Below are 12,905 nucleotides of genomic sequence, written 5' to 3'. Positions count from 1 at the left end.
GAGCCGTGGCGTGTCCACCCCCCGCGGTAGCGCGATCCAGACGGCGTGGGGAACCTGGGTCGTGAGGTCATGGAATGCCAGCGCCGACACCAGGCACACCACCGCCCGCGGCACCCGCAGGGCCACCACCGCCAGGTCCGGGTCGCTGATGGCTGGCAGCTCAGCCAGCCGGTAGACGCCGCGACTGACTCGCTCAAGCACTCCGTCATCCAGCATGCGGTAAAGCCGATAGCGTGACACCCCAGCCGCCAGCGCCTCGCTCATCCGCATCTGGCCACCGTGCTGCCTGAAGACCACCTGAGGGTCGATCACCCACCACCCCAGACAAGGGCCCTACACATGCTCACAAGTATAGGGGTTTTGTCTGGCCGGTGTGGATTATTCAGGAGCGCACGCTCGGATGGTGCGGGTATCCTTCGATAAGTTGCGAGGGGGACGGAAACTATTTACCAGCGGTAATGCCGAATATGCTCCCCCCGCTCGGCGATCTCGCTCATGGCCTGTATCCCCACCTCGATGTGCTTGTCCGTGTGCTCCCTGAACACGGCCCGCGCCGAGTCCCTCGTCTTGATCCCGCCGCGCCTGAGGGGCAGGTCGGAGACCAGCAGCAGCGCACCGATGGGCACCTTGCTGGCGAACCCGACGGAGAAGAGCGTGGCGGTCTCCATGTCGATGCCCAACGCCCGTTCCTCGTAGAGTTGCTGCTTGAACCTTTCGTCGAACTCCCAGAAGCGGTAATCGGTGGAGTGGACCACGCCGGTGCGGTAATCGAGCCCGCGCTCGACGATGATCTGCGAGACGAACTTCTGCACCTTGAAGGTCGGCAGTGCCGGAACCTGCGGGGGCATGAAGTGCTTCGAGGCGCCCTCGTCGCGGATGGCAGCGGTCGGCAGCACGAAGTCGCCCACCTGTAACGAGCGGTGCAGGCCGCCACACATGCCGAGGAAGAGCACGGCCTTGGGGTCGGCGGTGGCCAGCACCTCGATGATCAGGGCGGCCACCGGCGAGCCCACCGAGAAGTTGATGATCGATACACCCAGCTTCGCGCTGTGGCGCGCCATCATCGCCGAGCCGCGCGTCGTCACCACGTCGTCCGACATGTTCTCGAACCGATCCAGGTAGTACTGGAAGTTCGTGAGGAGGATCTGCTTCTGCACCGCCTCGGGCCCGACGCCCGTGTAGCGCTCGAGGATCTCGCGAGCTATGCGCCACTTCTCGGGGTTGTTGTAGATGAGGTTGTAGTTCAGCGGGCGGTCGAACTCATCGGTGTCCTGCTGTTCCTGGCTCTGCGCCGAGGTCGAGGCGCTAGCCTCCGGCACCCGCGTCCGAGCCGATTCCTTATCGTTCTCCATAAGTCATCTTAGCCCCACCCTCAGGGGGCAACCGAGCACAAGGCCCGCGGCACGCGGCCCGCGGGACGAGTTCCACCGGCCATCAGGCCCCGGCGCAAACGGCAGCGACCAGCCTCAGACGACGAGCGACCCCGCGAGCGGTTCGAAGCGGGCGCTGAAGTGCCTCAACACCGGCGGCGCCTCCACCATGCGCACGCCACGCACACGGTCTCGCATCCCGCCAACGTGCACCAACACCTCGGCGAGGTAGTCGACGTGGCTCTGCGTGTACGTCCGGCGCGGGAAGGCCAGGCGCACCAGCTCGAGCGGCGCGGCCTTCTCACTTCCGTCGGGTTGGTGGCCGAACATGACCGAGCCGATCTCGACGGACCGCACGCCGCCCACCAGGTAGAGCACGAGCGAGAGCGCCCATGCCGGGTAGTGGTTGGCCGGAATGTGCGGCAGCAGCTTGCCGGCGTCGAGGTACAAGGCGTGCCCCCCCGTCGGCCGGATGAAGGGGATGTCGGCTGCCAGCAGCCTCTCGCCCAGGTACTCGATGGAGCGCAGCCGGTAGCGCAGGTAAGGTTCCTCGAGCGCCTCCTCGAAACCAACGGCCAGCGCCTCCAGGTCGTAGCCGGCCAGCCCGCCGTAGGTGGGGAACCCCTCGCCGAGGATGAGAAGGGTGCGCGCCGCCTGCGCCAGGTCATCATCGTTCATCGCGAGGAACCCGCCGATGTTCGCCATGCCGTCCTTCTTGGCGCTCATGGTGGCGCCGTCGGCGTAGCCGAACATCTCCTGCGCGATCTGCTTAGGCGTGCGGTCCTCGTAACCCTCCTCGCGCAGCTTGATGAAGTAAGCGTTCTCCGCGTAGCGGCAGCTGTCGAGGAAGAGAGGCACGTCGAAGCGGTCGCACATGGCCCTGACCTCGCGGACGTTGGCCATGGAGACGGGCTGGCCACCGCCCGAGTTGTTGGTGACGGTGAGCATGACGAACGGCACGCGGTCGCTGTCCTCTTCCAACAGGAGCCGCAGCGCCTCCACGTCCATGTTGCCCTTGAACGGGTGCAGCGTTTCGGGGTGCCGCGCCTCGAGGATGGGCAGGTCGACCGCTATGGCGCCCACGGCCTCGATGTTCGCGCGCGTGGTGTCGAAGTGAGTGTTGCTGGGCACCACGTCATGGCGCTTGAGCGCGGCGCCGCAGAGGATGCGCTCGGCGGCGCGGCCCTGATGCGTCGGGAAGATGTGTTTGAAACCGGTGATGTCCTTCACCACTGCTTCGAAGCGGTCGAAGGAGCGGCTGCCGGCGTAACTCTCGTCGCCACGCATCATGGCCGCCCACTGTTCACTGGACATGGCTCCCGTACCCGAGTCGGTCAGCAGGTCGATGAGCACGTCGTCGGCGTGGAGGTTGAAGAGGTTATGCCCGGCCTGCGTCAGCGCCGCCTCGCGCTCGGCGCGGGTCGTGAAGTGTAGCCGCTCGACGCTCTTGATGCGAAACGGCTCGATGATGGTGTGAAACTGCGGATCGACTCGATCTTGCGGCATGCGGCCTCCTGAGCCAACGCAACTCGGGCGCGCCGGTGAGCTAGTTGCGCTGCGCGGCGACTCTGAGACGCTTGTCGGCACTGCCTCGATGATGCGGCAACGTCTCGATGATAGCGCCACCACGCTGCTCGACGCGCACCGACTCAGGCGGTGTACGTGTGCCTCAGCCGAGCAGTAGCTCTATGCGCCTCAGGGCTTCCTCGATCTGCGGCATGCCGGTGGCATAGCTCAAGCGCACCTTGCCCGGGGCGAGGAAGTCGGTGCCCGGCACTACCGCCACGCGCGCCTCGTCGAGCAGGCGCATGGCGGCGCGCTCCTCGTCCTTGTCGATGATGGTCGTGTCGGCCATTACGTAGAATGCACCGGCCGGCTTCGGCGTGGGCAAGCCCAGCCGGTTCAGGCCCGCGACCAGCACGTCGCGCCGCTCGCGGTACGCCGCGCGCGTCATGGCCTGGAAGGCGGCCGTCTTCTCCACCTCGTTGAGGGCCGCCACCGTCGCGTGCTGCGCCAGCGTGTTGGCACCCGACGTCACCTGGCTCTGCAGGCGCGTCATGGCGGCGATGAGCGGCCTGGGGCCGGCACCGAAACCGATGCGCCAGCCCGTAAGCGCGTAACCCTTCGAGGCCCCGTGCACGACCAGGGTGCGCTGCGGCACGAAGCTGGCGGCCGTCGTGAACTCACCGTCGTAGACGATGTGTTCGTACAGGTCGTCGGTGAAGACCCAGAGGTCGTGGTGCTCGGCCAGCTCAGCGATGGCTCGCACGAGCTCGGGAGGGTAAACGGCGCCGGTCGGGTTGGAAGGCGAGTTGACCAAGATGACCTTCGTGCGCGGCGTGATAGCCGCCCGCACCGCTTCGATGTCCGGCACGAAGCCGTCCTCCGCCCTAGCGGTCACCACGACCGGCACGCCCCCGGCCAGCTCGATCTGTGGTGGGTAGCTCACCCAGTAAGGCGCCACCAGGACTACCTCGTCGCCCGCACTCAACACCGACATGAAGCCGTTGTAGAGCGTCTGCTTGCCGCCGTTGCTGATAAGAACCTGGTCGGGCGCGTAGGTGAGCCCGTTCTCGCGCAGGAATTTGGCGGCAACCGCCTCCCGCAACTCGGCCGTGCCTTCGGTGGCCGTGTACTTCGTGAGCCCGAGCCTGATCGCCTCGCGCGCCGCCTCCAGGACGTGTTCGGGTGGCAAGAAGTCGGGCTCGCCGGCCGTCATCGCGATGACGTCCACGCCCTGCCGCGCGAGCTCCTTGGCCCTGCCCGCGAAGGCGACCGTGGAGGACGCCTTGATGCTAGCTGCGCGCTTGGAGAGGCTCGGCATGCTCAGCCCTTCAGCTCGGGGAAGAAGATGCCTATCTCACGTTCGGCGGTTGCCGGCGCGTCGGAGCCGTGAGCTACGTTCTCATCGATGGTAGTGGCGAAGTCTCCCCGGATCGTCCCCATGGGTGCGTCCTTGGGGTTCGTGGGGCCCATCATGCCGCGCCAGCCCGCTATGGCGTTCTCGCCCTCGAGCACCATGGCGACGACCGGTCCGGAGGTGATGAACGACACCAGGCCGTCGAAGAAGGGCTTGCCGGCGTGCTCACCGTAATGGCGTTCGGCCGTTTGGGCGCTGATCTCCATCTGCTTGAGGGCCACGATGCGGTAACCCTTGGATTCGATGCGAGAGACGATATCGCCGACGAGGTGGCGCTTGACGCCGTCCGGCTTGATCATTGCGAAGGTGCGTTCGATACTCATGACGGCTGACGATATCACGCGCACCCAACCGTTCTTGACCCTTCGGAGCCGCCCACGTTAGCGTGCTGCGGATGCGCATCTCACCGGAACTCGAGCAGCGTTTGAAGGCAAGCCTGTCCGCGCCACTCGAGCAGGTCGACTGGCTCCTCGAAGGCGTCGCCCTGATTGCCGTCGTCATCACCGTTGCATACACGTTGAGCGTCTGGTCAAGCTTGCCCGCCGAAGTACCGACTCATTTCGACGGCGCCGGCCGGCCCGATCGCTTCGGCCCTCGCAACGAGGTCTGGGAACTGGTTTGGGTTCAGTTGGGGATGTACGCGTTCTTCATGGTCGTACGGCCCATCCTTAGACTGATGCCCGCCAAGTACTGGAACTCGTCGCTAACGGTCACCGAAGGGAACGTCGACCGCCTCGGCACGCTACTGGTGCGCTTGCTGATAGCGATGAAGGCGAGCGTCTGCCTCGTGTTCGGCTTCCTGACGGTAGGCAGCGTGCGCGTGGCGTTAGGCCAAGCGGCCGGCCTGTCACCCTGGTTCACGTTCGTCGCCATGGGGACGATGCTGGCGGCTCTGGTCTGGTTCGTCGTGGCCGCCTCGCGCTTGGAAGGCGCCTAGAGGGTCTCGAGTTGGGCCAAGTGATTCAGGTCGTGGCCCGCCAAGTACCTCACCATCTGGTCCACGTTCTCGGGGCCACGTTCCGGGTGAACGCCCTCCGTCAACCAGTCCTGCAGGGTCAGGCCGGCCAGCCAGGCCAGGTTCCAGGCCCGTGTGGCGCGGAAGGCCTCCAGCGCGAGCGTTGGATCCAAGCGCTCGTAGCGCTCCGCCCACACGTCCTGGTCGTAGAGCACGTGTTCGATGCCGGGCGCAGCGACGCTCTGGCGTAGGCGCCATGCGGTGGCCAGTTCTACGTCGGCCAGGTGGGCCACCACGTAGCGCCGGCGCCACTTACCCGGAGCGTACGGCTCGTCGAGGTCCGCCACACTCATGCCCGCCACGAGTTCGGAGAGGCGTACCGGCGTGGCCTGCAGCACCTCGATGGGATCGATGTCTTCCAGAAGCGCCATCAGGCGCCCGTAATCGTTGCTCATAGGGTGACTACTTTAGCGCCTGAATCCCCGGAGTACCGTACCCGCGGCCGGCCAACCACGCCTGGGGCCGGGGCCACCGAAGAGGTTCGACGAACCTAGGCCCTCACTCGTCGGGCAGCTTGGCGGTAAGCGCCCCGGCCACGAACACGCGGTCGAAAGCCTGCACCACCTCGGGATCGAACTGCGTGCCCGAGCCGCGGCGGATCTCCTCCGCTGCCTCCGCCCCGCTCACTGCCTTGCGGTGCGCGTGGTCGTGAGTAAGGGCGTCGAAGGCGTCGGACACGCTCAAGATGCGCGACTCGATGGGGATGTTATCGCCTTTGAGCCCGCTGGGGTAGCCGTTGCCGTCCCACCATTCGTGGTGCGTCAGCGCGATCAGCTCGGCCAGGCGCATCATAGGTGAGCGGCTGCCGGCGAGGAGAGCGGCGCCGGCTTTGGCGTGCCCCTTCACCACCGCGAACTCTTCCGGCGTCAGCCGCCCGGCCTTCAGGAGGATGCCGTCCGGGATGGTGATCTTGCCGACGTCGTGTAGGCGCGCGGCGCGCAGGAGCAGTTCGACCTTGGACGGCGCCATGCCCATCTCCCTCGCGATGACGCCGGACACGTGTGCTACGCGCCACGTGTGCTCGCCCGTGTCGTCATCGCGGTACTCGGCAGCGCGTGCCAGGCGCACGAGCATCTCGAGCTGCGAGTGCTCGAGTTCCTGCGTGCGGCGGCGCACGGCCGATTCGAGGCGGTCGTTCTGGTTCTCGAGCTCGAGCTGGTAATGGCGCATCTCGAGCAGGTTCCTGATGCGCAGCCGCGTCTCGACTGGTTTCAGGGGCTTGGTCAGGAAGTCCCTGACGCCACTCGAGAGCGCCTCCTCACGCAGCTCAGTACGCAGGTCGCCCGTTATCATCAGCACGGGAAACGCGTCCGGGAGCCGCGGACCCAGCTCTTCCAGCACGCCCAAACCGTCGAGGCGAGGCATGTGCTGGTCTATGACCAGGAGGTCGGGGCGTTCCGCGATGAACCGTTCCGCCGCGAGGGTGGGATCGTCACAGACACGTACGTCGCTGTAGCCGGCACGGGTCAGTAGCCCCCGCATGAGTATCAGCGCCGGTTCCTCGTCATCCACCAGCAGGATGCGCATTCCGGTCAGGTCAACCACCCGCGCATGATAAGGCGCAGCTTTGACGGTCACAGCAAGGTTCTTCCCATCTCCCCGCGATCTGGACGGCCCGGCCGTCGATGGGGTTGGTGAGATGATAAGGCACCGTATGTGACGGCGTTCTTACCGGCGCCAGTTCGAAAGAACGGCCGTACCAACGGTGCGTTATGCGGCCGAGCGAAGAGCGGCTTCGACGGTGCGTTAGGCGGCCCAGCGAAGAGCGGGACCGGCAGCGCGTACCGCCACCGGTCCCACTTGCGTCGGGCCTACCCCGTCTAACTCAGAATCCGGCGATCAGGCGCGGACCGCTCATGAGGAGCGTATGCCACCAGCCCGGAAAGACCCCGAGCAGCACGGTGCCGGCCAGCGCCACCACGATTGCGATCTGCGTGGGCGAGGACCTGAAGGCGGGCGGTTCGTACGCGCTCTCGCGGAAGTACATGTAGCCGATGACGCGGAAGTAGTACACCAGCGCGACGATGCTGGTGGCTATGCCGAGAACCGCCAGCCAGATGTAGCCGGCGTCGATCGCGGCCTGGAACACCAGCACCTTGCCCGAGAAGCCGCCCAGGAACGGGATGCCGCCGAGGCTGAGCATGAACAGGGTCATCACGGCAGCAAGCCATGGGCGTTTGCGCCCGAGCCCGGCGAAGCGCTCGAGGTCATCCCCGTGATCGTTGGCATCGGCAACGAGGGTCAGCACAGCGAAGGCGCCCGCGTTCATGAAGGCGTACGTGGTCAGGTAGAAGGCCGCCGCCGACACCCCGCCGTGATCGGGGGCCAAAAGGGCCAGGCCGACGTAACCCGCGTGCGCCACCGACGAGTAGGCCAGCATGCGCTTGACGCCGCGCTGCATTAGGGCGGAGAAGTTGCCGACCACCAGCGTGAGCGCCACCATTATCGCGAGCGCGGTGAGCAGCCACGGCTGGAGCACCGGGAAGACGACGGTCGCCAGGCGCAGCAGCGCCGCGAACGCGCCGATCTTGATGACGACGGTCATGTAGGTCACGACCACGGTAGGGGCGCCCGTGTAGACGTCCGGCGCCCACTGGTGAAACGGCGCCAGCGCCGCCTTGAAGCCAAGGCCCGCCAGCACCAACGCCCCGCCGGCGGTGGCGAGGAGCGGGAGGTTGCCGCCGGCGAGGGCGGCCGCGACGTCGCCGTACACGAACGATCCGCTGGCGCCGTAGACGAGCGCAGCGCCATAGATGAGCGTGGCAGACCCGAAGGCGCCGAGCAGGAAGTACTTGATGCCCGCCTCCTCCGACTGCCGGTCACCGGTGCGCCACGCAGACAAGGCGTAAACGGGCAGCGACATTATCTCGAGCCCCAGGATCAGGGTGATGAGGTCGCCTGCAGACGCCATGATCACGGCGCCAAAGGCCGATAGGAGCATGAGCGGGTAGTACTCGGGTTGCGCCATCTGCCCGCGGCCAAGTTGGTCCCAGCTGACCAGCACGGCCACCGCGGTGCCCAACAGGATCACGAGGGTAAGCGTCAGGGCGGGCACGTCGCCCAGGTAGCGCAGTCCGAAGCTGGAGGCGGTCTGGTTGCCCTCCATCAACTGGACCAGGGCGAACACCATGGAGGTCAGGATGCCGATCAGGGCCACCGCGGCCGCGCCGCGCGAATCGCGCGAGAACAGGGCGAAGAACAGGGTGACCGCCGCAGTGACCAGCAGGGCGATGGCGGGAGCCAGCAGTGTCCAGTTGATGTCGATCACGCCTGGAAAGGTCACCGCGCACCTCCCACGTCGCTAAGCGTCGGTCCACCGGGCGGCAGCGTCGCGCGCTCGAGTTGCATGGTCGCGACCTGTGCCTGCGTCTCGATGCGCTCCATGTGAGGAGCGGGCAGCAGCCCGAACCAGAGCACGCCGACGACCACCGGCAGCAGGACGTACATCTCCAGGACGTCCAAGTCGGGCACGCGCACGTCGGTCGGACCCTGGTACAGCTTCTGGTAGAGGTTCACGCCGTACACGCCGGCCACGATGACGGTCAAGGTGGCGATGGCGGCCGGCCACGGCGTCGCCTGGAAGGAACCCAGGAGCGAGGTGAACTCACCGGGGAAGTTCGACAGTCCCGGCACGCCGATGAAGGTGAAGATCAGGAACAGCGAGAACGCGGCCAGCGCGGGCGCCGACCTTGCCAGTCCGCCGTAGTCGGCCATGTCGTACGAGCGCCGGCGGTGGTACAGCATGCCGAAGATGAGGAAGAGGCCGCCGGTCGAGATCATCTGGGCGGCAAGGAAGTACATGGCGCCGTTCAGGCCGCTCAAGTGCATGCCGAACACCCCCACGCCGATGATGCCCATGTGTGACAGCGAACCGTACGCCAGGAAGCGCTTGAGGTGCTTGCTACCCACGGCGCCAAGCGCACCGTAGATCGCCGTCACCACAGCCAGCGCCAACAGGATGGGCGCCACGCGGATTGCGCCGGCAGGCAGCAGCGGCAACGCCCAGGCGAAGAAGCCGAACGAGCCCACCTTGTAGAGCGAGCCCAGCACGTCTGCGGCGCCGGAGTGGTGGTTCTGTTCGTTCAGGTCGACGAGCCACGAGTGAAGCGGCCATAGGGGCAACTTGACGGCCATGCCGAGCGCCATCCCCACGAACAGCCAGGTCTGGGTGGCAACGGGGAGGTTCGGCGTGACCAGCATGAGGTCGACGATGTGAAACGACGGGGCGCCGGAGAGTGCCTTGAGCGCCAGGATGCTCACGAGCATGAAGAACGAGCCGGTGACGGCGTAAACGAGGTACTTGACCGTGGCCTCGCGGCGCCTCTCTCCACCGTAGATGCCCAGGAGCAGGAGGCCGGGGATCAGCGTCGCCTCCCAGAAGATGTAGAAGAGCACGAGGTCCTTGGCCATGAAGATGCCGTTGAGCCCGGCGAGTGCCACCAGGAGCAGCGCGGCGAAGCCGCCGGCGCCCTTCTCCACGCGGGTAGTGGCCACCAGCACGGCGGGGATCATCATGAGGGCCGCCGCGAACGTGAGGACCGCAGCAGCGCCGTTGCCCTCGAGGCTGAAGCTCACGCCTATGCCCGGCAACCACTGTGCGTCGAAACCGCGACTATCCGGCAGCAACACCGCAAGCACCAGGGTGGCCACGCTCCCCGCTACGGCGATAACGCGCGCCAGCCCGAGCGAGTTGCGAGCGAGCATCACCAAGAGGGCGGCCGCGAGCGGGACGAGGACCATCAGGAGGGCAATCACTTGAGCACCCCAACCAGGGCGGCGACCAGCGTCAGGCCGGCCGCGCCGAGCAGCATGGCGAAGGCGTAAGCCCTCACGTTCCCGGACTGCCAGCGCCTTATCAGCCCGCCAAGGAGGGGCGCCACACCGCCGAGTCCGACGAAGCCGCGGTCGACCACCTCGCGATCGAGGAGCGTGACCGCTTCGGCCGCGCCGCTGCCGGTGTCTACGAAGACGGCCTTGTAGAGCGCGTCGAAGCCGAACGCGCCGCGTGAGGCGCCCGCGATCGGGGTGTTGTCGAGGCGTTTGACGAGCGCGCCCTTGCCCACGACATAGACCCAGTAACCCACGCCCAAGCCGATGAAGGCGACCACGACCGCGCCAAGCAGCATCAGCCACTCCGTGGCGACGCCGAGGTGCGTGAACTCGCCGGTGGTCGTGGAGTGGCTCAGCCAGTTCATGATGCGGTTGTCGGTCAGGAAGGCGGGCAGCCCGACGTACCCGGCGAGCACGCTGCCGATCGCGAGGACGACGAGCGGAACCGTCATCACGCCGGGCGACTCGTGAACCCGCTGGCTTGCGCCGCGATCGAGCCGCTCGGGACCGGCGAAGACGAGGTAATACCAGCGGAACATGTACAGGGCCGTGATCCCGGCCGTTATGAGGAGCAGCGCGTAAAGCACTCCACCGCCGGCGTCGGCTAGAGCGCCGCTCGTGAAGGTAGCCGCGAGGATGGCGTCCTTACTGAAGAAGCTCGAGAGGAACGGCACTCCGGCGATGGCGAGCGTCGCGATCAGCGCCGTCGTGCCGGTGATCTTCATGCGTTTGCCCAGGCCGCCCATCTTGCGCATGTCCTGCTCCCCGCCCAGCGCGTGCATGACGGAGCCCGCGGCCAGGAACAGCAGGCCCTTGAAGAAGGCGTGCGTGAAGACGTGGAAGATGCCGGCCCAGTAGGCGCCGGCGCCGACGGCGGCGATCATGAAGCCCACCTGCGAGATTGTCGAGTAGGCGAGCACGCGCTTGATGTCGGTCTGACCCACGGCCGCGATGGCGGCGATGAGCGCGGTGAGGACCCCGACCCAAGCTACGGTGGCGAGGGCGCCGGGGGCGACGGCGTAAACGGCGCTGGTGCGCGCTATGAGGTATACGCCGGCCGTGACCATGGTGGCCGCGTGGATGAGGGCCGAGACGGGAGTCGGGCCCGCCATGGCGTCCGGTAGCCACACCTGAAGGGGCAGCTGTGCCGACTTACCGGTCGCGGCCAGCAGGTACAGCAGGCCGATGCCAGTTAGCGCCGCGGAGCCGTAGAGCATGGTCGGCGCCATGGCGTTGACCGTCTGGATGTCGAGGGTGCCGAAAACCTTGAAGGTGAGGAACATCGCCACCAGGAAGCCGAAGTCGCCGACGCGGTTGACGATGAAGGCCTTGCGGCCGGCGCTGGCGTTGGCGAGGTCCTTGTACCAGAAGCCGATAAGCAGGAAAGAGCAGACGCCCACGCCCTCCCAGCCCACGAACATGAAGACGAAGGAGTCGGCCATGACGAGCACGAGCATCGACGCCACGAACAGGTTCATCTGCGCGAAGTAGCGCGAGTAACCGTCGTCGCCGTGCATGTAACCGATGGAGTACACGTGGATCAAGAAGCCGACCCCGGTGATGATGAGCATCATCAGGACGCTCAACTGATCGAGGTGGAAGCCTAACGAGAGCTCGAGGTCGCCGGCCCTAAGGAAGTCCCACAGGCCGACCCGTACCGCCTCGCCCGTACCGGCGATCCCGAAGAAGGCGAGGAGCGAGAGCACGAAGCCGAGCCCGACCGCCACGCTGGCGATGATCCCGGGAGCGGGCTCCTTGAGGCTGCGCCCGAAGAACGCGTTGATGAGCGAGCCGACGAGCGCAAGTAAGGGGGCCAGGGACGCCCAGGCAACGAGGTCGTTCATCCGCGTACCTCCGCGAGCTCGTCCACGTTGGTGCTGACCCGATTACGGAAGATGGCGACCAGGATCCCGAGACCCACCGCCACCTCGGCGGCGGCGATGGCCAACACTATGAAGACGGCGGTCTGGCCGTCTAGCGCCGTCTTGGAGCCGCTGGCCGCCCAGCCGCGGGCGAACGCGACCATGGCCAGGTTCGCGGCGTTGAGCATGAGCTCGACCGACAGGAACAGCATGATGGCGCTGCGGCGCGTGAGCACGCCCACGCTCCCGAGCGCGAAGAGGATGGCGCTGAGCCCTACGTAGTATTCGGTCGGCACCATCAGTGGCTCCCGTGGGCGACGTCGCCGGCATGCTCTTCGGGGTGCCTCACCCCGAGGAACGGTTCGTGAGGCGCACCCCGGGCGGCTGGGCCGCGTTGCGGGCGGGTCTCGGGAGCGGCCCGCTGTACCAGGCTCACGGCCGCCACCACCCCGGTCATGAGCAAGACGCCGACGAGTTGGAACGCCAGCAGGTAATCGCTGAACAGCAGCTCGCCGATCTTGTCTGCGTTCCCGCCGCCGAGCGCGGCGTTCACCACGGCCGCTTCGGGCAGCGGCGTGCGGCTCAAGACGGCGACCGCCACTACCGCGGCGGCGGTGATGCCGCCGGCGACCCAGGCGGCGGGTTTGAGCCACGCCAGGCGGTCTTTCGCCGTCTCGCCGCCGACGTTGAGAAGCATGATGACGAAGAGGAAGAGCACCAAGATGGCGCCCGCGTACACGATCACCTGGATGGCGGCCAGGAAGTGCGCCTGGAGCGTCACGTAAGTGACGGCGAGCGCGAGCAAGGTAGCCACCAGTGACAGGGCAGCGTGCACGGGTTGGCGCAGCAAGACGACGCCGACGCCCCCGGCTACCAGGATCACAGCCAGGACGATGAAGCCGACCATC

Annotated in this window: 13 protein-coding genes; 1 reads left to right on the top strand and 12 read right to left on the bottom strand. The window is 66.7% G+C overall.

The features are described 5' to 3' along the window. From ROY82_02770 to ndk, 5 genes are all read right to left on the bottom strand, one after another. Positions 1-312: type IV toxin-antitoxin system AbiEi family antitoxin domain-containing protein (locus ROY82_02770; protein MDT3681390.1), on the bottom strand; the 312-nt coding region annotated here is incomplete at its 3' end. 134 nt (positions 313-446) lie between these two features. Next, positions 447-1,352: an AMP nucleosidase gene (locus ROY82_02765; protein MDT3681389.1), complete on the bottom strand. Its 906-nt coding sequence runs from the start codon at positions 1,350-1,352 to the stop codon at positions 447-449. A gap of 114 nt (positions 1,353-1,466) precedes the next feature. Continuing rightward, positions 1,467-2,876 (bottom strand): tryptophanase, encoded by a 1,410-nt coding sequence (locus ROY82_02760; protein ID MDT3681388.1) that lies wholly within the window; start codon positions 2,874-2,876, stop codon positions 1,467-1,469. A gap of 163 nt (positions 2,877-3,039) precedes the next feature. Then, positions 3,040-4,194, bottom strand: a complete 1,155-nt coding sequence (locus tag ROY82_02755) for a pyridoxal phosphate-dependent aminotransferase (GenBank protein ID MDT3681387.1) — start codon at positions 4,192-4,194, stop codon at positions 3,040-3,042. Between the two features lie 2 nt (positions 4,195-4,196). Further along, a complete protein-coding gene (ndk, locus tag ROY82_02750) occupies positions 4,197-4,613 on the bottom strand; it encodes a nucleoside-diphosphate kinase (GenBank protein ID MDT3681386.1) in 417 nt (138 codons plus the stop codon). A gap of 71 nt (positions 4,614-4,684) precedes the next feature. Between ndk and ROY82_02745 the strand changes: the two genes are divergently transcribed. Further along, the gene (locus ROY82_02745) at positions 4,685-5,227 is read left to right on the top strand and encodes a DUF1648 domain-containing protein (protein MDT3681385.1); all 543 of its coding nucleotides are present in this window, start codon (positions 4,685-4,687) and stop codon (positions 5,225-5,227) included. On the opposite strand, the gene ROY82_02740 is transcribed toward ROY82_02745, so the two are convergent. The 7 genes from ROY82_02740 to ROY82_02710 all read right to left on the bottom strand — a co-directional run bounded on the left by ROY82_02740 (position 5,224) and on the right by ROY82_02710 (position 12,904). Continuing rightward, positions 5,224-5,700, bottom strand: a complete 477-nt coding sequence (locus ROY82_02740) for a DinB family protein (GenBank protein MDT3681384.1) — start codon at positions 5,698-5,700, stop codon at positions 5,224-5,226. The two genes, ROY82_02745 and ROY82_02740, sit on opposite strands and share 4 nt — an antisense overlap. Before the next feature lie 103 nt (positions 5,701-5,803). Continuing rightward, positions 5,804-6,850 (bottom strand): response regulator, encoded by a 1,047-nt coding sequence (locus tag ROY82_02735; protein ID MDT3681383.1) that lies wholly within the window; start codon positions 6,848-6,850, stop codon positions 5,804-5,806. Between the two features lie 280 nt (positions 6,851-7,130). Further along, on the bottom strand, positions 7,131-8,588 hold the full coding sequence (locus tag ROY82_02730) for an NADH-quinone oxidoreductase subunit N (GenBank protein MDT3681382.1): 1,458 nt from the start codon (positions 8,586-8,588) through the stop codon (positions 7,131-7,133). Next, positions 8,585-10,060: an NADH-quinone oxidoreductase subunit M gene (locus ROY82_02725; protein ID MDT3681381.1), complete on the bottom strand. Its 1,476-nt coding sequence runs from the start codon at positions 10,058-10,060 to the stop codon at positions 8,585-8,587. The genes ROY82_02730 and ROY82_02725 overlap by 4 nt, the downstream gene beginning before the upstream one ends. Next, on the bottom strand, positions 10,057-11,979 hold the full coding sequence (gene nuoL / locus ROY82_02720; protein ID MDT3681380.1) for an NADH-quinone oxidoreductase subunit L: 1,923 nt from the start codon (positions 11,977-11,979) through the stop codon (positions 10,057-10,059). Before nuoL ends, ROY82_02725 begins: the two co-directional genes overlap by 4 nt. Beyond that, entirely contained in the window at positions 11,976-12,296 is a 321-nt protein-coding gene (gene nuoK, locus ROY82_02715; protein ID MDT3681379.1) for an NADH-quinone oxidoreductase subunit NuoK, read from the bottom strand. The genes nuoL and nuoK overlap by 4 nt, the downstream gene beginning before the upstream one ends. Then, positions 12,296-12,904 carry an NADH-quinone oxidoreductase subunit J gene (locus tag ROY82_02710; GenBank protein ID MDT3681378.1) on the bottom strand — a complete coding sequence of 203 codons (609 nt, stop codon included), beginning with the start codon at positions 12,902-12,904 and terminating at the stop codon, positions 12,296-12,298. Before ROY82_02710 ends, nuoK begins: the two co-directional genes overlap by 1 nt. Position 12,905: the final 1 nt, after the last annotated feature.

The organism is Truepera sp. (assembly GCA_032027045.1).
GTDB lineage: Bacteria > Deinococcota > Deinococci > Deinococcales > Trueperaceae > JAAYYF01.
The sequence above is the reverse complement of the archived record's forward strand: the minus strand, read 5'-3'. Positions and strand labels throughout refer to the sequence as shown.